Here is a 26,374-nt window from a genome sequence, read left to right on the forward strand (position 1 = left end):
GCACCTACTGCTTCGTCACCACTGCTTCGCCACCCACCGCCTCGGCACCCGCATGCCGAAAACCGAAGGAACCGCGATGAACAGCTCCTCCAGACGACGCCGCCTGACCGCCGCGGCCCTGACCGCCCTGGCCGTCGCCACCACCGCCACCGCCTGTGGCTCCGGCTCGGGCGGCGGCGGGTCGAGCGCGGCCGACAGCGGCACCTACACCATCTGGGACCCGTATCCGCAGTTCGACAAGAGCTCGGCCTGGGCCAAGCTGCTGGACGGCTGCGGCACCCAGGCCGGCGTGAAGATCAAGCGGACCGCCTACGACACCAGCGACCTGTCGAACAAGGCGCTGCTGGCGGCCCAGCAGGACAACTCCGCGGACGTCCTCATCGTCGACAACCCGGTGGTGTCGACCCTCGCCGAGGCCGGCGTGCTCACCACCACCGACGACAACAAGCTCGACACCTCCAAGGCGGAGGCCAACCTGGTCGCGGCCGGCCAGACGGGCGGCAAGACCTACGGCACTCCTATCGGCGCCAACACCCTCGCCCTCTACTACAACAAGGAGGTGCTGAAGGAAGCCGGCGTGGACACGGCCTCCATCAAGGACTGGAAGTCGCTGACAGCGGCCCTGGAGAAGGTGAAGAAGGCCGGCAAGAAGGGCATCACCTTCTCCGCGATCGGCACCGAGGAGGGCAGCTTCCAGTTCCTGCCCTGGTTCTGGGGCTCCGGCGCGAAGCTGACCGAACTCGACTCCGCCCAGGCCGTCTCCGCGCTGACCCTGTGGAAGGACTGGCTCGACAAGGGCTACGCGCCCAACTCGGTCATCAACAACACCCAGACCACCAGCTGGCAGGAGTTCGCCAGCGGCGACTACGCCTTCGCCGAGAACGGCACCTGGCAGCTTGCGGCCGCCGAGAAGGCCGGCTTCGACTACGGCGTGCTGCCCATACCCGGCGCCGCCGGAGGCAGCGCAGCGGCGCCGACCGGCGGCGAGTTCGTCACCGTCCCGGTCCAGGGCGACACCGACCGCTACGCCACCACCCGGAAGCTGGTCACCTGCCTGACCAGCACCGAGAACCTCTACGACACCGACACCACCCTGTCCTACGTGGCCCCCACCACCGAGGTCCAGGACAAGCAGCTGGCCGCGAACCCCGCTCTGAAGCCGTGGATCGACGCGGTCAAGGCGGCCAAGGGCCGCACCAGCGACGACCTCGGCACCAAGTACCCGAAGATCTCCGAGCAGATGTGGAAGGCCGTCCAGTCCGCCCTCAGCGGCTCGCAGTCCCCGAAGGACGCGCTGGCCGCCGCCCAGTCCGCCGTCAAGTGACCACGACCGAGGGCCACTTGATGAGTTCCACGACCCAGAAGCCGTACCGCCGCCCGGCGTCCGGCCCCGGCGTGGCCGCCACCGCCCCGCGCCGGGACCGGCCCCGCCCCGGCTCCCAGCAGTGGGCTGCCTGGGCCTTCCTCACCCCGGTCACCCTCTACCTCGTCCTCTTCTACGCCTATCCGCTCTACCGCAACCTCGACCTGAGCCTGCGCAACTACACCGTCCGCTCCTTCGTCCAGGGCGACGCCCCGTTCACCGGACTGGACAACTACCAGAAGGTCTTCGACGACCCGACCTTCGGCCCCGCCCTGCTGCACACCGTGGTCTTCACGGCCGTGTGCCTGGTCTTCCAGTACGCCCTCGGCCTCGCCCTCGCGGTCTTCTTCAACCAGCACTTCCGGCTCTCCGCGACCCTGCGGGCCCTGTTCCTGGTGCCGTGGCTGCTGCCGCTGATCGTGTCGGCGTCCACCTGGTCGTGGCTGCTCAACAGTGAATCGGGCCTCGTCAACGCCCTGTTGGGCGCCGTCGGCATCGATCCGGTCAACTGGCTGACCGCGCCGTCCTGGTCACTGACCTCGGTGATCATCGCGAACATCTGGATCGGCGTCCCGTTCAACCTGGTCGTGCTGTACAGCGGCCTGCAGTCGATCCCGGTCTCGCTGTACGAGGCGGCGGCCCTCGACGGCGCGAACGCCTGGCAGCGGTTCTGGCGCATCACCTTCCCGCTGCTGCGCCCGGTCTCCGCGATCACCCTGCTGCTGGGGCTGGTCTACACACTCAAGGTCTTCGACATCATCTGGATCATGACCAAGGGCGGTCCCGCGGACTCGTCCACGACCTTCGCCACCTGGTCCTACCAGCTCGGCTTCGGCAACCTGGTGCCCGCCTTCGGCCCGGGCGCGGCCGTCGGCAACCTGCTCGTCGTCGCCGCCCTGGTCTTCGGCCTGGTCTACGTCCGGGTGCAGAGAAAGCAGGCCCTGTCATGACCCGAAGCGGCACGCGCGGCCGGGTGAGGACGACGATCGGTCTCCTGCTGACCGGGATCATGCTCTTCCCGGTCTACTGGATGCTGAACGTGTCCCTCACCCGCGACCAGGACATGCGCAAGAGCCCACCGGACCTGTTCCCGGTGCACCCCACCCTGGCCGGCTACCGCACCGTCCTGGACGAGCAGTTGCCCTACCTCGGCACGAGCCTCGTCATCGGCCTGGGCACCGTCGTCCTGACCGTGGCCCTCGCCGCGCCCGCCGGCTACGCGCTGGCCAAGCTGCGCCCGCGCGGCGGCGGCATCCTCAGCTTCGTCCTGCTGGCCGCGCAGATGATCCCCGGCATCATCATGGCGATGGGCTTCTACGCCATCTACCTCCAGCTCGGCCTGCTCCAGTCCGTCCCCGGCCTGATCGTCGCCGACTCCACCCTGGCCGTCCCGTTCGGCGTGCTCATCTTCACCGCGTTCGTGTCCGGCATCCCCGGCGAACTGCTCCAGGCGGCCCGGACCGACGGTGCCGGGGCGCTGCGCACCTTCTGGTCCATCGTCCTGCCGATGAGCCGCAACGCCGTCGTCACGGTGTCCCTGTTCGCCTTCCTGTGGTCCTGGTCCGACTTCGTCCTCGCCGGCACGCTCGTCAACGGCGGCGCCCACGAGCCGATCACCCTCGGCATCTACCACTACATCGGCAACAACAACCAGGAGTGGAACGCCATCATGGCCACCGCCGTCGTGGCCTCGCTGCCGGCCGCGGTCATCCTCGTCCTCGCCCAGCGCTACGTCGCCGCCGGTGTGACCGCCGGCGCCGTCAAGGACTGAGTTCCCTTCCCTCTGTTCGAGTCCTGTGCTCGAGAAACGAGTCGCACCTCATGACCGCCGCCCTTCCCGGCCCGGCCTTCTCCGTCCACGACATCCCCTTCAGCACGCACGGCTCCTGGTTCGACATCTCGCCCGTGGTGGCGGAGAAGACGTACGCCGAGGACCTCCACCTCGTCTCGCACCAGAACGGCATGCACGCAGTCCTCGGACTCGTACCGCTGCACGCCACGACCGGCGAGCGGGCCGAGACCCGCGTGGCGGCCACCCCGAGCCTGCTGAGCTGGATCGGCGCGGGCGGCCGGGTCGACCTCGCCTACGAGTCGCCCGACACGGTCCGGCTGCGCGGCGCGGGTCTCGCGCTGCGGCTGCGCGCGGCGGCCCCGACCCTGACCCCGTTCAGCGGCACCTACTTCTTCCACGACGCCGCCGCCGACGCGTATGTGTTCACCTCGTACGAGACCGGCCGCCGCTACCGCGTCACCGTGCTCTGCGGCTCGGTGGCCGAGGTGTTCGGCGACCAGTCACTCGGCGGCGCCGACCGCGGCCTCACGTTCGCCGCCGACGCGGACGGTGCCTGGGAGATCGCGGTCGAGGAGATCGACACCGCACGCCCTCCGTACGCGTCGACGGCCGCCTTCGACAAGATCGTCGAGGCCGCGGGGAACGCCTTCGCCGAGTTCGTCGACACGGTGGCCCCCTGGCGTTCGCCGGCCACCCCCGCCGCCGAACTCGCCGCCTACGTCCTGTGGTCGGCGACGGTACGCCCGGCGGGACTGGTCACCCGGCCCGGCGTGCTGATGTCCAAGCACTGGATGGACAAGGTCTGGAGCTGGGACCACTGCTTCAACGCCCTGGCGCTGGCGCCCGGCTGCCCCGGCCTGGCCTGGGACCAGTTCCACCTGCCGTTCGACCACCAGGACGAGACCGGCGCGCTGCCCGACTCGGTCACGCACTCCGAGGTCCTGCGCAACTTCGTCAAACCGCCCATCCACGGCTGGGCGTTCGGCCACCTGCGCCGCAGGCTCGGCACGCCCGCGAGCCCGGCGGAACTCGCCGAGACGTACGACAGGCTGGAACGCTGGACCGGCTTCTGGCTCACGGCCCGGCGTGCCCCCGGCGAGGATCTGCCCCACTACCAGCACGGCAACGACAGCGGCTGGGACAACGCCACCACCTTCGACCCCGAGCGCGTGGTCGTCACCGCCGACCTGGCCGCCTTCCTCGCCCTCCAGCTCCGCGAACTCGCCGCGCTGGCGGAGCACCTGGACAGACCGGACGACGCCCGACGCTGGACGAGTGCCGCCGAGGAGACCCAGGCGGCGATGCTCGACCAGCTCTGGAGCGGGGAGCGGTTCCTCGCGCGGGGTGTCGCGAGCGGGGATACCTGGCACAGCGCCGGCCTGCTCGACCTGATGCCCATCGCGCTGGGGGAGTATCTGCCGGCCGAGATCAGCGCCGTACTGGCCGCCCGTATCGCGACCCATCTGACGCCGCACGGCCTGGCCACCGAGCTGCCGACCTCGCCGCACTACGTCGCCGACGGCTACTGGCGCGGCCCGATCTGGGCCCCCGCGACGGTCCTCATCGAGGACGGCCTGCGGCGCGGCGGACATCTCCGGCTGGCGGACGAGATCAGTGCCCGCTTCCGCGCCCTGTGCGAGAGGCACGGCTTCGCCGAGAACTTCGACGCCCTGACCGGAACGGGCCTGCGCGACCGCGCCTACACCTGGACCGCCGCCGGCTATCTCCTGCTGGCCGAGGCACACGCGGCCCGCGAGGCCCACTGAGGCCGTGAGGCCGGTTCGGAGGTCTTGACAGAGGGGCAGGTGTAGGGCTTCCTTGGGCTGTTGCGTATCGCACTACGGTTGTGTAGTACGCAACCATGGCTCCGGTCATGGCACGGCTCTGGTTCCCCGACACCGCGGAGTAGCGCTACAGATGACTCGCAAGCCACCTGCCGAGGACCCCGGCGACGCCCGTCTGAAGGTCGGCCCCCCGAAGGAGTACGCCGCCGGCATCCCCGCGGTCACCTCCTCGCTGCGGCACGCCGGCGAGCAGATGGGGGCTCGTCGCAGCCTGCTCACTCTGCTCCGGGTCAATCAGAAGGAGGGGTTCGACTGTCCGGGCTGCGCCTGGCCCGAGCCGGAGCACCGGCACCGGGCGGAGTTCTGCGAGAACGGGGCGAAGGCGGTGGCCGAAGAGGCCACCGTGCGCCGGGTCACCCCCGACTTCTTCGCCGGGCACACCCTGGAGGAGCTGCTCCCGCGCACCGACTACTGGCTCGGGCAGCAGGGACGGCTCACCCACCCCATGTACCGCCCGGCCGGCGGTGACCGCTACCGGCCGATCTCCTGGAACGACGCGTTCGCGGTGATCGCCCGCGAACTCGCCGCGCTCGACCACCCGGACCAGGCCGCCTTCTACACCTCCGGGCGGGCCAGCAACGAGGCCGCGTTCCTCTACCAGCTGTTCGTCCGCATGCTCGGCACCAACAACCTGCCCGACTGCTCCAACATGTGCCACGAGTCAAGCGGTTCCGCCCTGACGGAGACCATCGGCATCGGCAAGGGCAGCGTCAGCCTGGACGACCTCTACGAGGCCGACCTGATCCTCGTGGTCGGGCAGAACCCCGGCACCAACCACCCCCGTATGCTCTCCGCCCTGGAACAGGCCAAGCGGCAGGGCGCTCGCGTCATCTCGGTCAACCCCCTGCCCGAAGCCGGGCTGCTCCGGTTCAAGAACCCCCAGCGGCCCTCCGGCGTCCTCGGCGGCGGCACCCGGTTGTCGGACCAGTTCCTGCAGATCAGGCTGGGCGGGGACCAGGCGCTGTTCCAGGCGTTCAACCGCATGCTGCTGGAGGCGGAGGACGAGGCGCCCGGCACCTGCCTGGACACGGAGTTCATCGACCGGTACACCCACGGCTTCCAGGAGTTCGCCGAGCACGCCCGCAAGGTGGCGTGGGACGACGTCCTCGAGGCCACCGGTCTGACCGAGGAAGAGATCCGGACCGCGTTCGGGCAGGTGCTGGCCGCCGAGAAGATCGTCGTCTGCTGGGCGATGGGACTCACCCAGCACAAGCACTCCGTCCCCACCATCCGGGACGTCGTCAACTTCCTTCTGCTGCGCGGCAACATCGGCCGCCCGGGCGCCGGCCTCTGCCCGGTGCGCGGCCACTCCAACGTGCAGGGCGACCGCACGATGGGCATCTACGAGAAGCCGGACGACGCGTTCCTGGACGCGCTCGGCGCCGAGTTCGCCTTCACGCCGCCGCGCCACCACGGCCACGACGCGGTGGAGAGCATCCGTGCCATGCGCGACGGCGACGTACGGGTCTTCGTCGGGCTGGGCGGCAACTTCGTCGCCGCGGCCCCCGACACCGAGCTGACCGAGCAGGCGATGCGCCGCTGCCGCCTCACCGTCCAGATCTCGACCAAGCTCAACCGGTCGCATGTCGTCGCCGGGGAGCAGGCGCTCATCCTGCCCTGCCTCGGCCGCACCGAGGCCGACCTGAGGCCGACCGGTCCCCAACTGGTCACGGTCGAGGACTCCATGGGCATGGTGCACCTCTCACGGGGGAGACTCGCCCCCGCGTCCGAGCACCTGCTGAGCGAGGTCGCGATCATCTGCCGCATGGCCCGGGCCGCCCTCGCAGAGACCGGCTCCCAGGTGCCGTGGGAGGACTTCGAGTCGGACTACGACCGCATCCGCGACCGCATCGAGCGGGTGATCCCCGGCTTCGAGGACTTCAACGCCCGGGTACGGCGGCCGGGCGGCTTCGCGCTGCCGCACCCGCCCCGCGACGAGCGCCGTTTCACCACCGCGACCGGCCTGGCCAACTTCACCGCGAACCCGCTGGAGCGGCCCCATGTCCCGCCGGGCCGGCTGCTGTTGCAGACCCTGCGCTCCCACGACCAGTACAACACCACCATCTACGGCCTGGACGACCGCTACCGAGGTGTTCACCAGGGGCGCCGGGTCCTCTTCCTGCACCCGGACGACCTCACCGAGCGAGGGCTGGCCGAAGGGGACCTCGTCGACATCGTCAGCGAGTACGAGGACGGCGTGGAACGCCGGGCGCCGGCCTTCCGGGTGGTGTCGTACCCGACGCCCCGCGGGTGCTGCGCCGCCTACTTCCCGGAGACCAACGTGCTCGTACCGCTGGACTCCACGGCGGCCGTCAGCAACACCCCCACGTCGAAGTCCATCGTCGTCCGGTTGGAACCGACCTCTTGACACCCTTACTGAGGCGTCAGAGTGTTGTTGCCCATAGCGAATCACTATGCATTATCCGCAACGGTGCCCCAGGTGGCACGGCGGAATCAACGATGTTCCCTCTTGCTCGGTCGCGCATCCGTCGTCCGCGACAGAGAGTGCACTGCCGTCAGCGGAAAGGACGAGCTGATGAATGAAACTCGTGAAAGGAACGGGAGCCGAAGCCATCCCGTCGAGGCAGAGCCGCCGGGAGGACCGGCGGCAGCCGCCCGGCCCCGGACCGACCTGGCGGTCTTCGGTGTCGCCGCTGTCCTCACCCTGGCCTTCGTCGTGTGGGGCGCCACGGCGACCGACACGCTGGAGAGCGTGTCCGGAAAACTGCTGGACGGAACGATCCGGAACGGCGGCTGGGCCTTCGTCCTCGCCGCCTCGGGCTTCGTCGTCTTCGCCCTCTGGCTGGCGATGAGCCGCTACGGGCGGATCACCCTCGGCGAGGAGGGTGAGCAGCCCGAGTTCCGGACCATCTCATGGATCGCCATGATGTTCAGCGCCGGCATGGGCATCGGCCTGATGTTCTACGGCGTCAGCGAACCGCTCTCCCACTTCACCACGCCACCGCCGGGCACCGACCCGGCCGATGCCAACGAGGCCATGGAGACCGCCATGGCCACCACCCTCTTCCACTGGACGCTCCACCCGTGGGCGATGTACGCGGTCGTGGGTCTCGCCATCGCCTACAGCACCTTCCGGCGCGGCCGCCGGCAGCTGATCAGCGCCGTCTTCACCCCACTGATCGGCGAGCGGCGGGCGAACGGCTGGGGTGGCAGAGTCATCGACATCCTCGCCATCTTCGCCACCCTCTTCGGCTCCGCGGCCTCCCTGGGGCTCGGCGCCCTGCAGATCGGCAGCGGTTTCACCGGCCTCGGCTGGATGGGATCCGTCGGCACGGGCCTGCTGGTCGCCGTGATCGCGGTGCTGACCGTGGCGTTCGTCGCCTCGGCGGTCTCCGGGATCGCCAAGGGCATCCAGTGGCTGTCCAACATCAACATGGTGCTGGCCGTGAGCCTCGCGGTCTTCGTGTTCCTCGTCGGGCCGAGCATCTTCATCCTCGACCTGCTCCCCACCTCCATCGGCGCCTTCGTCGGCGACCTGCCCCAGATGGTGGGGCGCACCGAGGCGTCGAGCGGTGAGGGAGTCGCCGACTGGCTGGCCGGCTGGACGGTCTTCTACTGGGCCTGGTGGATCTCCTGGACGCCGTTCGTCGGCATGTTCATCGCGCGGATCAGCCGCGGCCGTACCATCCGGCAGTTCGTCGGCGGGGTCATCCTGGTGCCCAGCACCGTCAGCCTGGTGTGGTTCGCGATCTTCGGCGGCTCGGCGATGCACCTTCAGGACGGGGACCGCCTCAGCGGTGCCGGGACCGCCCAGGGCCAGCTCTTCGACGTGCTCCAGCAGTATCCGGTCGCCACGGTGACGAGTGTGGTGGTGATGATCCTCGTCGGCATCTTCTTCGTGTCCGGCGCCGACGCCGCCTCGATCGTGATGGGGACCCTCTCGCAGCGCGGATCCCTGGAACCGACCCGGACCGTCGTGGTGTTCTGGGGAGTCCTGACCGGCGCCGTCGCCGCGATCATGCTGCTCATCGGCGGCGGCAAGGGCGACGCGCTCACCGGACTGCAGAACCTCACCATTCTCGCGGCGGCCCCGTTCACCGTGGTGATGGTCGGCTTGTGTGTCGCGCTCAACCGCGATCTGCGCCAGGACCCGCTCATCATCCGTGGGCGCAAGGGCAAGGAAGCCATCGAAACGGCCGTCATGGTCGGCCATGAGAAGTACGACGGCGACTTCGAACTCCGCATCGGTCCCACCGCGTGCAACGACGGTACGGAGGCTCCACCGTCCGAGGAGTCCGCGCTGCCCGAGGATTCCACGCTGCCCGAGGAGTCCACAGAACCCGCCCCGTCCTCCACCTCCGCCCGCTGACACCGGCGCAACCCGCACCCGGCGGGGTCGTGGAACCGGCATGTCCGGCCCACGGCCCCGCCGGGTGTTCGTGCTGCCACGGCGCGATTCCGCCCGGCATGAGGAACCCCCGTCGGGCTCCTTGACCACCGGTCGGCCCTCCAGGATGCTGTGTTGCGACACACGAGATGTGTGCCGTAATGAGCAACATCGATTCAAGCTCGATCAGCCGAGGAGTGGCCATGACGCACCAGGTCCGTGCCGTCGTCGCGCGGGGCAAGGGCGCCCCCGTCAGCCTGGAGACGATCATCGTGCCCGACCCGGGCCCGGGTGAGGCGCTGGTGAAGATCGAGGCCTGCGGGGTCTGCCACACCGATCTGCACTACCGCGAGGGCGGCATCAACGACGACTTCCCCTTCCTACTGGGCCACGAGGCCGCGGGCGTCGTGGAGTCGGTGGGGGAGGGCGTCACCGACGTGGCCCCGGGTGACTTCGTCATCCTCAACTGGCGTGCGGTGTGCGGTCAGTGCCGGGCCTGTCAGCGCGGGCGGCCGTGGTACTGCTTCAGCACCCACAACGCCAAGCAGAAGATGACCCTGCTGGACGGCACCGAGCTGGCGCCGGCCCTTGGCATCGGCGCGTTCGCGGAGAAGACGCTGGTCGCGGCCGGCCAGTGCACGAAGGTCGACCGGGCCGCCTCGGCGGCCGCCGCCGGACTCCTGGGGTGCGGGGTGATGGCGGGCATCGGCGCGGCCATCAACACCGGCAACGTCGGCCGGGGCGACTCGGTCGCCGTCATCGGCTGCGGCGGCGTCGGCGCGGCGGCGATCACCGGAGCGAGCCTGGCCGGGGCCGCGAAGGTCATCGCGGTGGACATCGACGACCGCAAGCTGGACAACGCCAGGAAGCTGGGCGCGACCCACACCGTCAATTCCAAGGAAGCCGACGCCGTCGAGGCGATCCGCGAGCTGACCGGGGGCCACGGCGCCGATGTCGTCATCGAGGCGGTCGGCCGCCCGGAGACGTACAAGCAGGCGTTCTACGCCCGTGACCTCGCCGGCACGGTCGTCCTGGTCGGCGTACCGACCCCCGAGATGAAGCTGGAGCTGCCGCTGCTGGACGTCTTCGGCCGGGGCGGCGCGCTGAAGTCCTCCTGGTACGGCGACTGCCTGCCGAGCAGGGACTTCCCGATGCTCATCGACCTGTACCTCCAGGGCAGGCTGGATCTGGACGCCTTCGTCACCGAGACCATCGCGCTGGACGAGGTCGAGAAGGCCTTCGAGCGGATGCACCACGGCGACGTGCTGCGTTCGGTGGTGGTCCTCTGATGGCCGCCCGCATCGAACATCTGGTCACCTCGGGGACGTTCTCGCTGGACGGCGGCACCTGGGACGTCGACAACAACGTGTGGATCGTCGGCGACGACACCGAGGCGATCGTCATCGACGCAGCGCACGACGCCGACGCCATCGCCGCGGCCGTCGCGGGGCGTGCCCTGCGGGCCATCGTGTGCACCCACGCGCACAACGACCACATCGACGCCGCGCCGGAACTGGCGGCGCGCACGGGTGCCCCGGTGCTCCTGCACCCGGACGACCTGCCGCTGTGGAAGCAGACCCACCCCGACCGGGCGCCGGACGCCGAACTGACCCACGGACAGGGCCTCACGGTGGCCGGAATCGAGCTGACCGTGCTGCACACGCCCGGTCACGCGCCCGGCGCGGTCTGTCTGTACGCCCCGGCGCTGTCGGCCCTGTTCAGCGGCGACACCCTGTTCGCCGGTGGCCCTGGGGCGACAGGACGGTCGTACAGCCACTTCCCGACCATCATCGAGTCGATCAGGGACCGGCTGCTGGCGCTGCCCGGCGACACCGTCGTGCACACCGGACACGGCGATCGGACCACCGTCGCCGCCGAGTCCCCGCACCTCCAGGAGTGGATCGACCGCGGCTTCTGATGCCCTCCGGGGAGGCTGCCGGTGGCGCCCGTTCCGCCTGTTCGCGCAGGTGGTTCGGGCGCTTCGGGCTGCCCGGGGACCGGGGCGCGAAGTGTGTCCGAACGAGGCCTTTTGACGGCTTGACAACGCTTCTGAGCGGCCCCCAAACTGGCGTTGCGCTTACCGCAATCCGTTTCGCTATACGCACCGAGGTGTCATGATGATTCCCGCGTGCCGGCTCGTGGACCTTCCGCGAGGCGAGGCCCACCGGCTCGACGTCCACCCGCCGGTCTCGGTGTTCCACACCGACGACGGCGAGCTCTTCGCCATCGACGACACATGCACCCACCAGGACGCGTCGCTCGCCGACGGCTGGCTGGAGGGGCGTGAGGTCGAATGCCCGCTGCATGCTTCCAAGTTCGACCTGAAGACCGGCGCGGTCGACGCCCCGCCGGCCAAGCTCCCGGTCCGGACGCACGAGGTCCTGGTCGAGGACGGCATGATCTACGTCCGGCTGTCCACGGACGCGCCCAACCTGCCGCCCTGCATCGCAGCCCGGCTCGCCGGAGGTCCCGCGTGAGGACGGTCGCCGTCGTCGGCGCCTCGCTGGCCGGACTCTCGGCGGCGCGCTCGCTGCGCAAGCAGGGCTACGACGGCCGGCTGGTCCTCATCGGGGACGAGCTCCACCGCCCGTACGACCGGCCCCCGCTGTCCAAGGAGTTCCTGTCCGGCACCCTCGGCGAGGCCGAACTCGCCCTGGAGACGGACGGCGAGGACCTGGCGGCCGAATGGCTGCTCGGCGTCCGGGCCGCCGGACTCGACCACACCGGCCGTGCCGTGCGGCTCGCGGACGGCAGGGAGGTGCACGCCGACGGCTTCGTCATCGCGACCGGCGCCGCGGCCCGCACCCTCCCCGGCTCCGAGGGCCTGGCCGGGGTGCACACCCTGCGCACCCTGGACGACGCGCGCGCCCTGCGGGACGAACTGGGCCGCGGCGGACGACTGGTGGTGATCGGCGGCGGCTTCATCGGCGCCGAGATCGCCTCCACGGCGTACGCCCTCGGGCTCGACGTGACCGTCGTGGAGGCGGCCCCGACGCCGCTCGCCGGACCGCTCGGCGAGACCATGGGCGCCATCGTCTCCGGCCTGCACACCGACCACGGTGTACGGCTGTTGTGCGGCGTGGGGGTCAAGGGGCTGAGCGGGGACGAGCGAAGCGAGATGGGGGTCCCCCCGGACGGAGTCTGGGGGAGGGTGGACGCCGTCCTGCTCGAGGACGGCCGCAGCATCCCGGCCGACATCGTCGTGGTCGGTGTGGGCGCCCGCCCGAACGTCGAGTGGCTGGAGGGTTCCGGCGTCGCGCTCGACAACGGCGTCAAGTGCGGCGCGGACGGCCGCACCAGCCTGGCCGGCGTGGTCGCGGTCGGTGACTGCGCCAACTGGTACGAGCCGCGCCTCGGCCTGCACCGCCGCGTCGAGCACTGGACCGGCGCGCGCGAGCGGCCCGACGCCGCGGTCGCCACGCTGCTGGCCGGGGGCGCGGTGGAACCGGGCGTCCCCCGGCCGCCGTACTTCTGGTCCGACCAGTACGGCGTGAAGATCCAGTTCGCCGGTCACGCGGCGGCCGCCGACAGTGTGACCGTCGAGGACGGCACCGCGGACGGGCGTGACGTCCTGGCCGTCTACCGGCGGGCCGGAAACCCGGTCGCCGTGCTCGGGATGAACCAGCCGCGGTCGTTCATGCGCTGGCGCAAGCAGCTCGCCGCCGCCACCTCTTGACACCGCCCCCGTCGCATCCCATGCTGCGGTTGCGCATAGCACGCAGTGTTGCTCCATACACAACGCCGTCCGGAGTCGCTCTTCCCGGCGCGTGAATGACCCCTCCACGACGTTCTCCCGAGGAGTGCACCGTGACCTCGACCAGCCTGCCGGACAGCCTGATCGCCACCCTCCCCGGCTCCTCCTACACGGATCCGGGCATCTTCGCCCAGGAGCAGGAGCGCATATTCGAGACCATGTGGTTCTGCGTCGCGCGCGCCGCAGAACTGGCGAAGCCCGGCGCGTTCCGGACCGTCGACGTGGGCCGCGAGAGCATCCTCGTCACCCGGGCGCGGGACAACTCGATCCGCGCGTACTTCAATGTCTGCCGGCACCGTGGCGCCAAGCTGTGCACGGAGGAGTCCGGCGAGGTCAAGCGGGCCTTCCAGTGCCCGTACCACGCCTGGACCTACGGCCTGGACGGCAAGCTCGTCGCGGCCCCCAACCTCACCAAGATGCCCGACATCGGCCGCACCGAGTACGGCCTGGTGAGCGTGGCCGTGCGCGAGTGGCTCGGCTACGTCTGGGTCTGCCTGGCGGAGAACCCGCCGGACTTCGACGAGGACGTCATCGGTGACGTCGTCGCCCGCCTCGGCGACGTCGAGTCGATCGAGCGCTACGGCATCGAGGACCTCTCCGTCGGCAAGCGCATCGTCTACGACGTCAGGTCGAACTGGAAGCTCATCATCGAGAACTTCATGGAGTGCTACCACTGCGCGACCATCCACCCCGAACTGACCGAGGTGCTCCCGGAGTTCGCGGACGGGTACGCCGCCCAGTACTACGTGGGTCACGGGGCGGAGTTCGGCGAGGACGTCCAGGGCTTCACCGTGGACGGCTCCGAGGGTCTGGACCGCATCCCCGGCGTCGCCGACGACCAGGACCGCCGCTACTACGCGATCACCGTCCGGCCGCAGGTCTTCATCAACCTCGTCCCCGACCATGTGATCTTCCACCGGATGTTCCCGGTGTCCGTGGACCGCACGATCGTGGAGTGCGACTGGCTGTACCTTCCGCACGTCGTCGAGAGCGGCAAGGACGTCAGCCGGTCCGTGGAACTCTTCGACCGGGTCAACCGCCAGGACTTCGAGGCCTGCGAGCGGACCCAGCCCGGTATGGGTTCCCGTATGTACGCCAAGGGCGGGGTGCTGGTGCCCAGCGAGCACCACATCGGCGCGTTCCACGACTGGGTGAACGAACGCCTCGGCGCCCCCCTGCCGTAGCCGCGCGGGGCGGGCGGTGGGGCGGACAGCGGATCGGGCGGCGGGTCAGCCCAGGAAGCCCATCCGGTGGCTGATCTCCTCTGCGCCCTTCAGCAGCACCGGCGAGAGCTCGTGCATGCGCTCCTCGGTCAGCCGGTACCCGGGACCGGAGGCGCTCAGCGCGGCGATGACGTCGCCGTCCCGGTTGCGGACCGGGGCGGCCATGGCGTGCAGGCCGATCTCCAGCTCCTCCAGGGTGATGGAGTAGTTCCGCTCCCGCGTCTCGGCGAGGTTCTTCTCCAGCTTCGTCTTCGCGGTGATGGTGCGCGGCGTGACCTTCTTCATGCCGGCCTCGGCCAGCAGCGCCGCGCGCTCCTTGGTGGGCATGTACGCCAGCAGGACCTTGCCGCTCGACGTGGCGTGCAGGGGGGTGAGCTGGCCCACCCAGTTGTGCGCGGTGATGGCTCCCGGACCGCGCACCTGGTACAGGTTGATCGCGTAGTGCTCCTGCATGACCGCGATGTTCACGGTCTCGCCGAGCTCCTCGGCGAGCCGTTCACAGATCGGGCGCCCCTGCTGGGTGATGTCGATACGGCCGGTGACCGCGCCGGCCAGACGCACGATGCCGAAGCCGAGGCGGTACTTGCCGCGCTCGCCGGCCTGCTCCACCAGTCCGCGCGCCTCCAGGGCGCCGAGCAGGCGGAACGCGGTGGACTTGTGCACGTCGATCTCGGCCGCGACCTCGCTGACGCCCGCTTCGCCACGCTGGGCGAGGATCTCCATGACGCTGATGGCGCGGTCCACCGACTGGACGCCCCCGGCCTGCGAATTCGACGTTTCCGTGTCATGACTGTAGTTGCTCACAGTGAAACTATACGCGTAGTAAACAACGTCCTTGCAAGTAACCGGACCGCAACAAAGACCTCGCAAGTTGCGTTGTTCGCAACCTGGTGCGTATCACGGGACCGGGTCTAGCATGCCTCGCGTATCGACGGCGCGAGCGAGACGAGGCACCATGGCTCCCCTGCAGTACGACTTCGTCATCGTCGGTGGAGGTTCGGCCGGCAGTGCACTGGCGAACAGACTCTCGGCGGATCCCGCGAACCGGGTGCTGGTCCTGGAAGCGGGCCGGTCGGACTATCCGTGGGACGTCTTCATCCATATGCCCGCGGCGCTGACCTACCCGATCGGCAGCCGGTTCTACGACTGGAAGTACGAGTCCGAGCCCGAGCCCCACATGGGCGGCCGGCGCGTCTACCACGCGCGCGGCAAGGTGCTCGGCGGCTCCAGCAGCATCAACGGCATGATCTTCCAGCGCGGCAATCCCATGGACTACGAGCGCTGGGCGGCCGACCCGGGCATGGAGACCTGGGACTACGCCCACTGTCTGCCGTACTTCCGGCGCATGGAGAACTGTCTGGCGGCCGACCCGGACGACGAGTTCCGCGGCCACGACGGCCCGCTCGTCCTGGAGCGCGGCCCGGCCACCAACCCCCTGTTCGGGGCCTTCCTCAAGGCCACCCAGGAGGCGGGCTACGCGCCCACCGACGACGTCAACGGCTATCGGCAGGAAGGTTTCGCCAAGTTCGACCGCAACGTCCATCGCGGACGCCGGCTCTCGGCCTCCAAGGCCTATCTCAAGCCCGCGATGAAGCGGCCGAACCTCACCGTCAGGACCCGCTCCCTCGTCACCCGCGTCCTCTTCGAGGGCAAGCGCGCCGTCGGCGTCGAGTTCCAGCGCGGCCGCGGCGCCCTCCAGCAGGTCCGCGCCGGGGAGGTCATCCTCTGCGGCGGGGCGATCAACTCCCCGCAACTGCTCCAGCTCTCCGGTGTCGGCAACGCCGAGGAGCTGCGGGCGCTCGGCATCGAGGTCGTACACGATCTTCCGGGCGTCGGCGAGAACATGCAGGACCATCTGGAGGTCTACGTCCAGTACGCCTGCAAGCAGCCCGTCTCCATGCAGCCGTACATGGCGAAGTGGCGCGCTCCCTTCATCGGGCTGCAGTGGCTGTTCCGGAAGGGCCCGGCGGCCACCAACCACTTCGAGGCGGGGGGCTTCGCCCGCAGCAACGAGGACGTCGACTATCCCAACCTGATGTTCCACTTCCTGCCGGTCGCGGTCCGTTACGACGGCTCCTCGCCGGCCGGCGGCCACGGCTACCAGGTGCACGTGGGGCCGATGTACTCCGACGCGATCGGCTCGGTGAAGATCAAGAGCAAGGACCCGCGCGAGCACCCGGCGCTGCGGTTCAACTACCTCTCCACCGAGCAGGACCGCCGCGAATGGGTCGAGGCGATCCGCGTGGCCCGCCGGCTCCTCGACCAGCCCGCGCTCGCCCCCTACAACGGCGGGGAGGTCTCGCCCGGCCCGCAGGTGGAGACGGACGAGGAGATCCTCGCCTGGGTCGCCAAGGAGGGGGAGACCGCGCTGCACCCGTCCTGCACCTGCAAGATGGGCACCGACGAGATGGCCGTCGTCGACCCCGCCAGCATGCGGGTGCACGGCCTGGAGGGCCTGCGGGTCGTGGACGCCTCCGTCATGCCCTACGTCACCAACGGCAACATCTACGCGCCCGTGATGATGATCGCGGAGAAGGCGGCCGACCTGATCCTGGGCAAGGAGCCGCAGGCGCCGTCGAAGGCCGCGTACTACCGCCACCGCGACGTCCAGAGGCAGGCGGAGTAGGCGCCGGGACGCGAGAAGGCGGGACCGGAATGCCCGGTCCCGCCTCGTTGCCGCTCTGGCTCAGCGGAAGACCACCGTGCGGTTGCCGTCCACCATCACCCGGCTCTCGCTGTGCCACTTCACGGCGTGCGCGAGCACCTGTGCCTCCACGTCCCTGCCGACCGTGACCAGCTCTCCGGGGTCGAGCGAGTGGTCGACCCTGACCACGTCCTGCTCGATGATCTGCCCTTCGTCCAGGTCCGGCGTCACATAGTGGGCCGTCGCCCCGACGAGCTTCACCCCGCGCTGGTAGGCCTGCTCGTAGGGGCGTGCCCCCTTGAAGCTGGGCAGGAAGGAGTGGTGGATGTTGATCGCGCGGCCCTCCAACTGCTTGCACAGGTCGTCGGAGAGGATCTGCATGTAGCGGGCGAGCACCACGAGGTCGACGTCCAGCTCCTGCACCAGCTCCAGCAACCGCGCCTCGGCCTCGGGCTTGGTGTCCTTGGTCACCGGGACGTGGTGGAAGGGAATGCCGTAGGTGTCCGCCAGCTTCTCGAAGTCCCGGTGATTGGAGACGATCGCGGGGATCTCGATGTTCAGGGCGCCGGTACGCCGGCGGAAGAGCAGGTCGTTGAGGCAGTGGCCGAACTTGGACACCATGATCAGCGTCCGGGTCGGCGTGGCCGCCTCGCTCAGGGCCCAGGAGATGCCGTAGGCCTGGGCCACCGGGGCGAACCGGTAACGCAGCTTTTCCAGATCGGTGTTGGGGTCCGAAACGTCGAAGTGGACCCTCATGAAGAAGCGGCCCTGCAGTCGGTCGTCGAACTGCTGGCTTTCCAGGATGTTGCCGGAGTTCCTGACGAGGAAGCCGCTCACGGCATGGACCAGTCCGGCGCTGTCCGGACAGGAGAGGGTGAGGACGAACTCACGGCCAGGTTGCGGGCGAGGGGACATGTGCGGGCCTCCGCTGGTGCGTATTGCACAACAAGGTGAGCGATACGCAACATGGTCGGCGCGGTGCCGTCTGCGGTCAAGGGTGGGCGGGAAAAGCGTCACATGGTGAAATCGTCATCGGCGGTCCTCTTGACGTCTGTCTGGACATTCGCCAGGGTGTTCCACCACAAGCAATCGGGTGCACGATGCGCAACGAATTTCTGTGGAAAGGCTCGGCGCGTGGCAGACCTGTACGTGGATGGCGCATGGCGGGACCCGGTGGCCGGTGGGCACCGGGACATTCGATGTCCCGCTGACGGCACGCTGGTGGCGACCGTCTCGGAGGCGACCCGCCCCGACACCGAGGCGGCGATCACCGCGGCCCGCCGAGCCTTCGACGAGGGCCCCTGGCCGGGCACCTCCGAGCGCGAGCGCGGCACGCTGCTGCTGCGCACCGCCGAGATCATCGAGCGCGACGCCAAGGAGTTCGCCCGCGCCGAGTCCCTGGACACCGGCAAGCGGCTGGTGGAGAGCGAGTACGACATCGCCGACGTCGTCTCCTGCTTCCGCTACTACGGCGGCATCGGGGGCACCGACGCCGGCCGGGTGATCGACACCGGCCGTGACGACGCCGTCAGCCGGGTCGGGTACGAGCCGGTCGGTGTGTGCGCACTGATCACCCCGTGGAACTACCCGCTGCTGCAAGCCAGTTGGAAGGTGGCCCCGGCGCTCCTGGCCGGCAACACGATCGTCCTCAAGCCCAGCGAGCTCACCCCCTCCACCTCGATCCTGCTGATCAAGGCGCTTCAGGAGGCCGGACTCCCGGCCGGCGCCGCCAACCTGGTCCTGGGCGCCGGGCCCGAGGTGGGCGCACCACTCTCCGAGCACCCGGCCGTGGACATGGTCTCCTTCACCGGTGGCCTGGAGACCGGCAAGCGGATCATGGCCACCGCCGCCGCGACCGTGAAGAAGGTCGCGCTGGAGCTCGGCGGCAAGAACCCCAACGTCGTCTTCGCCGACGCCGACTTCGAGACGGCCGTCGACTTCGCCCTCACGGCCGTCTTCCTGCACTCGGGACAGGTCTGCTCGGCCGGCGCACGGCTGATCGTCCAGGACTCGCTGCACGACCGCTTCGTCGACGAGGTCGTCCGTCGCGCCCGCCGGATCCGCCTCGGCGGCCCCTTCGACCCCGACGCCGAGACCGGCGCGCTGATCTCCGCACAGCACCGGGAGAAGGTCGAGGCGTACGTCGCCTCCGGCCTCGCCGAGGGCGCCGTACTGCGCTGCGGCGGCGCCCGGCCCGACGACCCCGCGCTGGCCGACGGCCACTACTACCTGCCCACCGTGCTCGACGAGTGCCGGCAGGACATGCGGGTGGTGCACGAGGAGTCGTTCGGACCCGTCCTCACCGTGGAGCGCTTCACCGACGAGGACGACGCCGTACGCATCGCCAACGACACCGAGTACGGACTCGCCGGAGCCGTGTGGACCCAGGACGCGGGCAGGGCCCAGCGGGTCGCACGGCGGCTGCGGCACGGCACGGTGTGGATCAACGACTACCACCCCTATGTGCCGCAAGCGGAATGGGGTGGCTTCGGGCATTCGGGCGTGGGCCGGGAGCTGGGACCTGCCGGCCTGAACGAGTACCGAGAGCCCAAACACATCTGGCAGAACATCCAACCCCGGCCGCAGCGCTGGTTCAGCGGCTGAACGCCGAAAGAAGGTCGAACGTGACCACACAGACCGAGGTGCCGCAGCGGCGCGGCACGCCCCAGGACTCGGGCTCCACCCCGGTCATATCCGTGCGCAGGCTGTGGAAGGTGTTCGGGCCGAAGGCCGACCGGGTGCCGGACTCCGAGGAGCTGTGCGGCCTCACCCGCCGCGAGCTCATGGACCGCACCGGATGCACCGCCGCCGTACGGGACGTCCACTTCGACGTCTCGCCCGGCGAGGTCTTCGTCGTCATGGGCCTGTCCGGCTCCGGCAAGTCCACCCTGGTGCGATGTCTCACCCGGCTGATCGAGCCCACCGCGGGCGAGATCGTCTTCGAGGGCGAGGACATCCGCCAGGCCGACGCGGCGCGCCTGCGCGATCTTCGGCGCCGCAAGTTCTCCATGGTCTTCCAGCACTTCGGTCTGCTGCCCCACCGTCGCGTCGTCGACAACGTGGCGTTCGGGCTGGAGATCCGCGGCATGGGCAGGGCCGAGCGCGTCAAGCGGGCCCAGGAGGTCGTCGAACTGGTCGGGCTGGCGGGCTACGAGAACTCCTACCCCGACCAGCTCTCCGGCGGCATGCAGCAACGCGTGGGCCTGGCCCGGGCGTTGGCAGGCGATCCCGACGTGCTCTTCTTCGACGAGCCGTTCTCCGCGCTCGACCCGCTGATCCGCCGCGACATGCAGAACGAGGTCATCCGGCTGCACCACGAGGTCGGCAAGACCATGGTGTTCATCACCCACGACCTCTCCGAGGCCCTCAAGCTCGGCGACCGCATCCTGATCATGCGCGACGGCAAGATGGTCCAGTGCGGCACCGGCGACGAACTCGTCGGTGCGCCGGCGGACGACTACGTCCGCGAGTTCGTCAAGGACGTTCCGCGCGGCGACGTGCTCACCCTGCGGTGGATCATGCGTCCGCCGGCCGACGGCGACCCGCTGGACGGTCCCGAGCTGGGCCCGGACGTCGTGGTGAAGGAGGCCACCCGGGCGGTGCTCGCCGCCGACAAGCCGGTCAAGGTCGTCGAGAACGGCAAGCTGCTCGGGATCGTCGGCGACGAGGAGATCCTCGCCGTGGTCGCCGGGCAGGAAGGCGGCGCGTGATGACCGTCGCCGTGGAGAAGACGGAGAGACCGGAGAAGACCGGGCCGGTGGAGCCGCCGGCTCCCGCCAGGAGCGTGCGCAAGGTCAGCCGGTCCATGGTCGTGGCCGCGATCCTCGTCGTCTGGCTGGTGCTCTTCCTCGTACTGCGGGGAAAGCAGACCCTCACGCTGGCGGCGGCCGACCTGACCGACCTGCACCGGTGGTTCAACGACGTCAACGACTCGATCGGCGCCAACCGCAACTCCAACCCGCTCTTCCTCTACTTCTTCAACGAGATCCGCCTGGTCATCGACTCCCTGGTGACCTTCGTGCAGGAGCTGATCTCGCAGCCGTCCGTCGACCGGCCCGTCCCGCAGATCGGCTGGCTCGGTGTCGTCGGCATCGTCGGCTACGTCTCCTGGGCCGTGGGCAACTGGCGGGTCGCGCTCCTCACGGTGGCCGGCTTCACCTTCCTGGGCCTCCAGGGCCTGTGGCAGGAGAGCATGGACACCCTGGCGCTCACCGTCTCCGCGGTGTTCGTGGCGCTGCTGTTCGCGATCCCGCTGGGCGTGTGGGCGGGGCTGTCGGACCGGTTCAACCGGGTCGTCACGCCCTTCCTGGACCTCATGCAGACGATGCCGACCATGGTCTATCTGGCCCCGTTGACCCTGTTCTTCCAGATCGGCCCGTCCTCCGCCACGATCGCCACGCTGATCTACGCGGCGCCGCCGACGATCCGCATCACCGCGCACGCCATCCGCTCCGTCCCGGAGACCACGGTGGAGGCGGCCGACTCACTGGGTGCCACGCGACGGCAGTCCCTCATGAAGGTCCTGCTGCCGATGTCCAAGCGGACCGTGGTGATGGGCGTCAACCAGACCATCATGGCCGCCCTGGCCATGGTGACCATCGCCGCCCTGATCGACGCGCCCGGCCTCGGCAAGACCGTCGTCCAGGCGCTCCAGACGCTCGACGTCGGCACGGCCTTCAACGCGGGTCTGGCCATCGTCGTCATGGCCATCGTGCTGGACCGGGTCACCACCGCGGCGAGCGCACGCGAGGAGGCCGCCCGCCTTTCGAAGAACCGCTTCATCACCTGGCGACGCCCGCTGCTGGCGGCCGGTGCGGCGGTCACGGCGGTCCTGGCCTATCTGTCCCACACCTATCTGTGGGCCGCGGAGTTCCCGGGCGAGGGGAGCACCGGCAGCACCATCAGGAGCACGGCGGACAGCGTGGCCACCTGGGTGCAGGACAACCTCTCGGGGGTCACCAACGCTTTCCGGGACGTCCTCACCAACAGTCTGCTCAACCCGTTCCAGGCGCTGCTCACCGACTCCCCGTGGTGGCTCGTCGGCGCGGCACTGATCGGGCTCGCCGTCGTCCTCGGCGGCTGGCGCGCCGGTATCACCACGGCCGTCTGCGTGGGCCTGCTGGTCGCCACCGGGGTGTGGTCGGACGGCATGACGACGCTGGCGTCGACCCTCGTCGCCACGGTGCTCGTGATGTTGCTCGGCATCGTCTTCGGCGTCTGGATGGGGCGCAGCGCGCTGGTGGACCGGCTGATCCGGCCCACCCTGGACGCGGCGCAGGTCATGCCGCCGTTCGTCTATCTCGTGCCGTTCCTCGCGCTGTTCGGCGCGACCCGCTTCACGGCGATCGTCGCGGCCATCGTCTACGCGGCCCCCGTCGCCATGAAGATCATCGCGGACGGGGTACGGAACGTGCCCGCCACCACCGTGGAGGCGGCCACCTCGGCCGGGTGCAACACCTGGCAGATCATCACCAAGGTTCAACTGCCGATGGCACGCGGCGCCCTGACTCTCGCCACCAACCAGGGCCTGATCTACGTGCTGTCGATGGTTGTGGTGGGCGGCCTGGTGGGGGCGGGCGCCCTCGGCTACGACGTCGTGGCCGGTTTCTCGCAGGGACAGCTGTACGGGAAGGGGCTCGCCGCGGGGCTGGCCATCGTCCTTCTCGGAGTCATGTTCGACCGGATCACTCAGGCAGCGGCGCGGCGTACCAGCGCGTAAGGAGCAACTGACCATGGCAGGGCAAGCAAGACAGTGGAGAGTCGGCGCGGCCGGCATAGCGGTCCTCGGCCTCACCCTCACCGCCTGCGGCGGCGCGAAGGTCGGTGACAGCTCCTCGGACGCCGGCGGCTCGGGCAGCTCCGGCAAGTGCGGCACCTTCAACCTCGCGGTGAACCCGTGGGTGGGCTACGAGGCCAACGCGGCGGTCATCGCCTACGTCGCGGAGAACGACCTCGGCTGCAAGGTCACCAAGAAGGACCTGAAGGAGGAGATCGCCTGGCAGGGCTTCGGTACGGGCGAGGTCGACGCCGTCGTCGAGAACTGGGGTCACGACGACCTGAAGAAGAAGTACATCACCGGCCAGAAGACGGCCGTCGACGCCGGTCCGACCGGCAACGAAGGCCTCATCGGCTGGTACGTGCCGCCGTGGCTGGCCGAGGAGCACCCGGACATCCTCGACTGGAACAACCTCAACAAGTACGCGGCCGAGTTCAAGACCTCCGAGTCCGGCGGCAAGGGCCAACTCCTCGACGGCGACCCGTCGTTCGTCACCAACGACGAGGCGCTGGTGAAGAATCTGAAGCTGAACTACAAGGTGGTGTACGCGGGCAGCGAGACCGCCCTCATCCAGGCCTTCCGCAAGGCGGAGAAGGACAAGGAATGGGTGATCGGCTACTTCTACGAGCCGCAGTGGTTCATGTCCGAGGTGCCGCTGAAGAAGGTCAAGCTGCCCGAGTACAAGACGGGCTGCGACGCCGACGCCGAGAAGGTGAACTGCGACTACCCGGTGTACAAGCTGGACAAGATCGTCAGCGCGAAGTTCGCCAAGTCCGGCAGCCCGGCCTATGACCTGGTCAAGAACTTCACCTGGTCCAACGACGACCAGAACGTCGTGGCCAAGTACATCGCGGTGGACAAGATGACCCCCGAGGCGGCGGCGAAGAAGTGGGTCGACGCCAACCGCGACAAGGTGGAGGCCTGGATCAAGTAGCCCCTTCCCGGATGCCCGGCGGGCGGTGCGCACGGACGCGCACCGCCCGCCGGGCATTCCCGTTTTCCAGGCCGTTCTCCACGCCGCTTTCCCGTGCCTTCCCCTACGTCACCGGACCTCTTGACACCCACCTGCACGGCAGGCACATTGAGTTGCGCAACCTGAATCACGTTGCGCAGAAAGCAACTCAACCGGAGGTGCGGCGATGGCGGGACCGCGTGTGGTCATCATCGGAGCGGGAGTCGTCGGCGCGGCGCTCGCGGACGAGATCTCGGCACGGGGCTGGACCGAGGTGACCGTGGTCGACCAGGGGCCGCTCCCGGCCACCGGAGGCTCGACCTCGCACGCGCCCGGCCTGGTCTTCCAGACCAACTCCTCGAAGACCATGACGGAACTGGCGCGCTACACCGTCGAGAAGTTCTGCTCCCTCGACGTCGACGGCAAGCCCTGCTTCCTCCAGGTCGGCGGCCTGGAGGTGGCGACCACGCCGGAGCGCCTCGCCGAACTGCACCGCCGCCACGGCTGGATCACCGCCTGGGGCATCGAGTCGCGGATCCTGACCGCCTACGAGTGCGTCGAGAAGCACCCGCTGGTCGACCGCGACAAGGTCCTCGGCGGCCTCCTCGTCCCGACCGACGGCCTCGCCAAGGCGGTCCTCGCCGTCGAGGCCCAGATCCGCCGGGCCACCGAGCGCGGCGTCCGCTTCCTCGCCCGCCACGAGGTCCTCGACATCCTCAAGGCCGACGGCGAGGTGACGGGTGTCCGCACCGACCAGGGCGATCTGGAAGCCGACATCGTCGTGTGCTGCGCCGGCATCTGGGGCCCGAAGATCGCCCGCATGGCAGGCATGAACCTGCCGCTGACGCCGCTGGCCCACCAGCTCGCCTGGACCGGCCCCGTCCCGGCCCTCGCCGGCCAGACCGAGGAGGCGGTCCGCCCGATCCTGCGCCACCAGGACGCCGACCTCTACTACCGCGACCGCTTCGACGGCATCGGCATCGGCTACTACGGCCACCGCCCCATGCCGATCTCCGCCGACGACATCCGCGCCTTCGACGAGAACGCCGAGATGCCCTCGGTCCTGGAGTTCACCGAAGAGGACTTCGAGCCCGCCTGGACCGAGACCCAGTCCCTGCTCCCCGCGACGCAGGAGGCCAAGGTCGAGGAAGGCATCAACGGCCTGTTCTCCTTCACCACCGACAACTTCCCGCTGCTCGGCGAGTCGAGGGACGTCAAGGGCTTCTGGGTCGCCGAGGCCGTCTGGGTCACCCACTCCGCGGGCGTCGGCCGCGCGATGGCCGAGTGGCTGGTCGACGGCCACTGCTCGTCCTTCGACCTGCACGAGTGCGACGTCAACCGCTTCGAGCCGCACCAGCTCGCCCCGGAGTACGTCCTGGCCCGCGACTGCCAGAACTTCGTCGAGGTCTACGACATCCTCCACCCCCTCCAGCCCTCCGGCGACCCGCGCCCGATCCGCACCAGCCCCTTCCACGCCCGCCAGCAGGAGCACGGCGCCTTCTTCCTGGAGGCGAACGGCTGGGAGCGCCCGCAGTGGTACGAGGCCAACGCCCACCTGGTCGACGGCCGTTCCGTCCCCACCCCGAACGACTGGGCCGCCCAGTTCTGGTCGCCGATCGTCGGCGCCGAGGCGCAGGTCACCCGCGAGACCGTCGCGATGTACGACATGACGGCACTCAAGCGCCTGGAGGTGAGCGGCCTCGGCGCCGCCGACTTCCTGGAGCGCCTGTGCACCGGCAAGGTCGCCAAGTCCGTCGGCTCGGTCACGTACACCCTGCTCCTGGACCACGACGGAGGCATCCGCAGCGACGTCACCGTCGCCCGCCTCGCCCGTGACGTCTTCCAGGTCGGCGCCAACGGCAACCTGGACCTCGACTGGTTCACCCGCCACCTCCCCGCCGACGGCACGGTCCAGGTCCGCGACATCACGCCCGGCACCTGCTGCATCGGCCTGTGGGGCCCGCTGGCCCGCAAGGTCCTCCAGCCGCTGACGGACGAGGACTTCTCCAAGGACGGCCTGAAGTACTTCCGCGCCAAGCGCGCCTACATCGGCAGCGTCCCGGTCACGGCGATGCGGCTGTCGTACGTCGGCGAGCTCGGCTGGGAGCTGTACACCACCGCCGACCAGGGCCAGAAGCTGTGGGACACCCTGTGGGAGGCGGCGGCGCCGCTCGGCGGCGTCATCGCGGGCCGCGGCGCCTTCAACAGCCTCCGCCTGGAGAAGGGCTACCGCTCCTTCGGCACCGACATGACCTACGAGCACGACCCCTACGAGGCCGGCGTCGGCTTCGCGGTCAAGCTCGACAAGGAGGACTTCATCGGCAAGGCCGCGCTGTTGCGCCGCAAGGAGAACGTGGGGCGCAGGCTGACCTGCCTCACCATCGACGACCCGCGGTCGGTCGTCCTGGGCAAGGAGCCGGTGTACGACGGTGACCGTGCCGTCGGCTACGTCACCAGCGCCGCGTACGGCTACACGATCGGCAAGGGCATCGCGTACGCGTGGCTCCCGGCCGAGCTGGCTGTTCCCGGCACGTCCCTGCAGATCGGCTACTTCGACCAGCGCGTCGAGGCGGCGGTCGCTGAGGAGCCCCTGTTCGACCCCACGATGTCACGTCTGCGTGGGTGAGTGGTTCGTAGTGCCGCGATTGGTTGTCGATCGGCTGCTGGTTCGTTGTGGC

Annotated in this window: 19 protein-coding genes; 17 read left to right on the forward strand and 2 right to left on the reverse strand. The window is 69.6% G+C overall.

Going from position 1 to position 26,374, the window contains the following annotated elements:
- Window positions 1-76: 76 nt before the first annotated feature.
- The 11 genes from L0P92_RS03595 to L0P92_RS03645 all read left to right on the forward strand — a co-directional run bounded on the left by L0P92_RS03595 (window position 77) and on the right by L0P92_RS03645 (window position 14,285).
- The gene (locus tag L0P92_RS03595) at window positions 77-1,324 is read left to right on the forward strand and encodes a sugar ABC transporter substrate-binding protein (RefSeq protein ID WP_234760968.1); all 1,248 of its coding nucleotides are present in this window, start codon (window positions 77-79) and stop codon (window positions 1,322-1,324) included.
- 20 nt (window positions 1,325-1,344) lie between these two features.
- Entirely contained in the window at window positions 1,345-2,313 is a 969-nt protein-coding gene (locus L0P92_RS03600; RefSeq protein WP_234760969.1) for a carbohydrate ABC transporter permease, read from the forward strand.
- On the forward strand, window positions 2,310-3,134 hold the full coding sequence (locus tag L0P92_RS03605) for a carbohydrate ABC transporter permease (RefSeq protein ID WP_234760970.1): 825 nt from the start codon (window positions 2,310-2,312) through the stop codon (window positions 3,132-3,134). The genes L0P92_RS03600 and L0P92_RS03605 overlap by 4 nt, the downstream gene beginning before the upstream one ends.
- 50 nt (window positions 3,135-3,184) lie before the next feature.
- Entirely contained in the window at window positions 3,185-4,921 is a 1,737-nt protein-coding gene (locus L0P92_RS03610; RefSeq protein ID WP_234760971.1) for an amylo-alpha-1,6-glucosidase, read from the forward strand.
- 151 nt (window positions 4,922-5,072) lie between these two features.
- A complete protein-coding gene (locus L0P92_RS03615; protein WP_234760972.1) occupies window positions 5,073-7,367 on the forward strand; it encodes an FdhF/YdeP family oxidoreductase in 2,295 nt (764 codons plus the stop codon).
- A gap of 168 nt (window positions 7,368-7,535) precedes the next feature.
- Window positions 7,536-9,329, forward strand: coding sequence for a BCCT family transporter (locus L0P92_RS03620; RefSeq protein ID WP_234760973.1), 1,794 nt, complete (start codon window positions 7,536-7,538; stop codon window positions 9,327-9,329).
- A 221-nt stretch (window positions 9,330-9,550) separates the two neighbouring features.
- Entirely contained in the window at window positions 9,551-10,636 is a 1,086-nt protein-coding gene (locus L0P92_RS03625) for an S-(hydroxymethyl)mycothiol dehydrogenase (protein ID WP_234760974.1), read from the forward strand.
- Window positions 10,636-11,265 carry an MBL fold metallo-hydrolase gene (locus L0P92_RS03630; protein ID WP_234760975.1) on the forward strand — a complete coding sequence of 210 codons (630 nt, stop codon included), beginning with the start codon at window positions 10,636-10,638 and terminating at the stop codon, window positions 11,263-11,265. Before L0P92_RS03625 ends, L0P92_RS03630 begins: the two co-directional genes overlap by 1 nt.
- A gap of 196 nt (window positions 11,266-11,461) precedes the next feature.
- Window positions 11,462-11,824 carry a bifunctional 3-phenylpropionate/cinnamic acid dioxygenase ferredoxin subunit gene (locus L0P92_RS03635; protein WP_234760976.1) on the forward strand — a complete coding sequence of 121 codons (363 nt, stop codon included), beginning with the start codon at window positions 11,462-11,464 and terminating at the stop codon, window positions 11,822-11,824.
- The gene (locus L0P92_RS03640) at window positions 11,821-13,023 is read left to right on the forward strand and encodes an NAD(P)/FAD-dependent oxidoreductase (protein WP_234760977.1); all 1,203 of its coding nucleotides are present in this window, start codon (window positions 11,821-11,823) and stop codon (window positions 13,021-13,023) included. The genes L0P92_RS03635 and L0P92_RS03640 overlap by 4 nt, the downstream gene beginning before the upstream one ends.
- Before the next feature lie 131 nt (window positions 13,024-13,154).
- Window positions 13,155-14,285: an aromatic ring-hydroxylating oxygenase subunit alpha gene (locus L0P92_RS03645; RefSeq protein WP_234760978.1), complete on the forward strand. Its 1,131-nt coding sequence runs from the start codon at window positions 13,155-13,157 to the stop codon at window positions 14,283-14,285.
- A 45-nt stretch (window positions 14,286-14,330) separates the two neighbouring features.
- Here L0P92_RS03645 and L0P92_RS03650 read toward each other — a convergent pair whose 3' ends face one another.
- Window positions 14,331-15,128 carry an IclR family transcriptional regulator gene (locus L0P92_RS03650; RefSeq protein ID WP_234760979.1) on the reverse strand — a complete coding sequence of 266 codons (798 nt, stop codon included), beginning with the start codon at window positions 15,126-15,128 and terminating at the stop codon, window positions 14,331-14,333.
- Between the two features lie 151 nt (window positions 15,129-15,279).
- On the opposite strand from L0P92_RS03650, the gene betA reads away from it, so the two are divergent.
- Window positions 15,280-16,950 (forward strand): choline dehydrogenase, encoded by a 1,671-nt coding sequence (gene betA / locus L0P92_RS03655; protein ID WP_234760980.1) that lies wholly within the window; start codon window positions 15,280-15,282, stop codon window positions 16,948-16,950.
- A 60-nt stretch (window positions 16,951-17,010) separates the two neighbouring features.
- Here the strand turns inward: betA and purU are convergent, their stop codons facing one another.
- A complete protein-coding gene (gene purU, locus L0P92_RS03660) occupies window positions 17,011-17,883 on the reverse strand; it encodes a formyltetrahydrofolate deformylase (protein WP_234760981.1) in 873 nt (290 codons plus the stop codon).
- Window positions 17,884-18,102: 219 nt separating this feature from the next.
- Between purU and L0P92_RS03665 the strand changes: the two genes are divergently transcribed.
- The 5 genes from L0P92_RS03665 (at window position 18,103) to L0P92_RS03685 (ending at window position 26,322) form a co-directional block, all read left to right on the forward strand.
- Window positions 18,103-19,572 carry an aldehyde dehydrogenase family protein gene (locus tag L0P92_RS03665; protein ID WP_234760982.1) on the forward strand — a complete coding sequence of 490 codons (1,470 nt, stop codon included), beginning with the start codon at window positions 18,103-18,105 and terminating at the stop codon, window positions 19,570-19,572.
- Window positions 19,573-19,592: 20 nt separating this feature from the next.
- Window positions 19,593-20,678: a quaternary amine ABC transporter ATP-binding protein gene (locus L0P92_RS03670; RefSeq protein WP_234760983.1), complete on the forward strand. Its 1,086-nt coding sequence runs from the start codon at window positions 19,593-19,595 to the stop codon at window positions 20,676-20,678.
- A gap of 482 nt (window positions 20,679-21,160) precedes the next feature.
- Window positions 21,161-22,687, forward strand: coding sequence for an ABC transporter permease (locus tag L0P92_RS03675; protein ID WP_372497194.1), 1,527 nt, complete (start codon window positions 21,161-21,163; stop codon window positions 22,685-22,687).
- A gap of 13 nt (window positions 22,688-22,700) precedes the next feature.
- Window positions 22,701-23,678 carry an ABC transporter substrate-binding protein gene (locus L0P92_RS03680; RefSeq protein WP_234760986.1) on the forward strand — a complete coding sequence of 326 codons (978 nt, stop codon included), beginning with the start codon at window positions 22,701-22,703 and terminating at the stop codon, window positions 23,676-23,678.
- Window positions 23,679-23,883: 205 nt separating this feature from the next.
- Window positions 23,884-26,322 carry a GcvT family protein gene (locus L0P92_RS03685; protein WP_234760987.1) on the forward strand — a complete coding sequence of 813 codons (2,439 nt, stop codon included), beginning with the start codon at window positions 23,884-23,886 and terminating at the stop codon, window positions 26,320-26,322.
- Window positions 26,323-26,374: the final 52 nt, after the last annotated feature.

Source organism: Streptomyces muensis (assembly GCF_021474425.1).
Classification (GTDB): domain Bacteria; phylum Actinomycetota; class Actinomycetes; order Streptomycetales; family Streptomycetaceae; genus Streptomyces; species Streptomyces muensis.

Bases quoted from the DNA above. Each gene is read 5' to 3' on its own strand.
- L0P92_RS03595 (WP_234760968.1), top strand. From the start codon at position 77: ATGAACAGCTCCTCCAGACGACGCCGCCTGACCGCCGCGGCCCTGACC.
- L0P92_RS03600 (WP_234760969.1), top strand. From the start codon at position 1,345: ATGAGTTCCACGACCCAGAAGCCGTACCGCCGCCCGGCGTCCGGCCCC.
- L0P92_RS03605 (WP_234760970.1), top strand. From the start codon at position 2,310: ATGACCCGAAGCGGCACGCGCGGCCGGGTGAGGACGACGATCGGTCTC.
- L0P92_RS03610 (WP_234760971.1), top strand. From the start codon at position 3,185: ATGACCGCCGCCCTTCCCGGCCCGGCCTTCTCCGTCCACGACATCCCC.
- L0P92_RS03615 (WP_234760972.1), top strand. From the start codon at position 5,073: ATGACTCGCAAGCCACCTGCCGAGGACCCCGGCGACGCCCGTCTGAAG.
- L0P92_RS03620 (WP_234760973.1), top strand. From the start codon at position 7,536: ATGAATGAAACTCGTGAAAGGAACGGGAGCCGAAGCCATCCCGTCGAG.
- L0P92_RS03625 (WP_234760974.1), top strand. From the start codon at position 9,551: ATGACGCACCAGGTCCGTGCCGTCGTCGCGCGGGGCAAGGGCGCCCCC.
- L0P92_RS03630 (WP_234760975.1), top strand. From the start codon at position 10,636: ATGGCCGCCCGCATCGAACATCTGGTCACCTCGGGGACGTTCTCGCTG.
- L0P92_RS03635 (WP_234760976.1), top strand. From the start codon at position 11,462: ATGATGATTCCCGCGTGCCGGCTCGTGGACCTTCCGCGAGGCGAGGCC.
- betA (WP_234760980.1), top strand. From the start codon at position 15,280: ATGGCTCCCCTGCAGTACGACTTCGTCATCGTCGGTGGAGGTTCGGCC.
- purU (WP_234760981.1), bottom strand. From the start codon at position 17,883: ATGTCCCCTCGCCCGCAACCTGGCCGTGAGTTCGTCCTCACCCTCTCC.
- L0P92_RS03675 (WP_372497194.1), top strand. From the start codon at position 21,161: ATGGACACCCTGGCGCTCACCGTCTCCGCGGTGTTCGTGGCGCTGCTG.
- L0P92_RS03680 (WP_234760986.1), top strand. From the start codon at position 22,701: ATGGCAGGGCAAGCAAGACAGTGGAGAGTCGGCGCGGCCGGCATAGCG.
- L0P92_RS03685 (WP_234760987.1), top strand. From the start codon at position 23,884: ATGGCGGGACCGCGTGTGGTCATCATCGGAGCGGGAGTCGTCGGCGCG.